Origin of the sequence: Mesorhizobium sp. M1A.F.Ca.IN.022.07.1.1, from assembly GCF_003997575.1 — a bacterium.
GTDB lineage: Bacteria > Pseudomonadota > Alphaproteobacteria > Rhizobiales > Rhizobiaceae > Mesorhizobium.
In genome coordinates, this window is record NZ_RZST01000660.1 from 1 (window position 1) to 1,030 (window position 1,030).

The window sequence follows — 1,030 nt, forward strand, 5'->3', positions numbered from 1 at the left end:
TGGCGGCCGACATCGACCAGAAGCCGCCGAGCGCGACGCCCAGCACCACGCGGGCAAGAAGCAGCATCGTGAGCGAGGAGGCGAAGGCGGCAAGCAGGTTGGAGACGATCAGAAGCAAGGTGAGCAGCCACATGACCAGCCTGCGGTCCAGCCGCTTGGTGACGATGGCCATCGTGGGTGCTGCGATCGCGCCGACGACGGCCGTCGCCGTCACGGCCTGGCCGGCGGCGCCTTCGCTGACGCCGAGATCCTGCGCCAGCCGCGTCAGCAGGCTAGCGGGCAGAAATTCGGCGGTCACCAAGCCAAACACGCCGAGCGCCAGCGAGACCACCGCGCCCCATACAGGCTCGCTTCGCTCCTCGGTTCTATCGAGAACAGCGGCGTCGATGACGCCTGTGGCGGGTTCGGTCATGGGAAATCTCCGATCTGTTTTGCGGCGCCATTTGGAAGACCGCCAGTTCGGGATCCACCCGTTACAGGCCTGGCGCGCGACGCTGCAGTGCAACATAGGGAGTGACCGGCTGGAGTTTCCATGCTAGAAACGCCGGGATGAATTACAATTCGTCCAAAACCACATTCCCGGCGTCCGGCGATCCGCTGACCGACATGCTGCGCGGATTGCGGCTCGACGGCGTCGACTATGGCCGCTGCGTGCTGGGCGAACCGTGGGCCGTTTCCTTCCCCGCGCAGAAGGCGGCGCGGTTCCATTTCATCGGCCAACAGGGCTGCTGGCTGTTCTCACCGGCCAAGGAATGGATCGAGCTCTCTGTCGGCGACGCGCTCTTGATCCCGCGTGGCGATGAGCATGTGCTGGCGAGCGCGCCGGGCGTTCCGCCCGTGCCGATCGGCCGCTATACGATCGAGCCGGTCTGCGAGAACATCTATGACGTCTCCAACGGCTGCGACGGCTGCAAGACCTTGCTGTTTTGCGGCAGCATGCATTTCAATCTCGACGGCTCGCATCCGCTGCTCGACATGATGCCCGACCTGATGCAGGCGCATAAGCTGATGGCGAACGCGCCGGGCATCC

Annotated in this window: 2 protein-coding genes; one reads left to right on the top strand and one right to left on the bottom strand. The window is 64.9% G+C overall.

Annotated features, from left to right (window positions below; translation table 11 throughout):
- Nucleotides 1-412: MFS transporter (locus EOA75_RS33200; protein WP_164747772.1), on the bottom strand; the 412-nt coding region annotated here is incomplete at its 3' end.
- A 137-nt stretch (nucleotides 413-549) separates the two neighbouring features.
- Between EOA75_RS33200 and EOA75_RS33205 the strand changes: the two genes are divergently transcribed.
- Nucleotides 550-1,030: cupin domain-containing protein (locus EOA75_RS33205; protein WP_164747773.1), on the top strand; the 481-nt coding region annotated here is incomplete at its 3' end.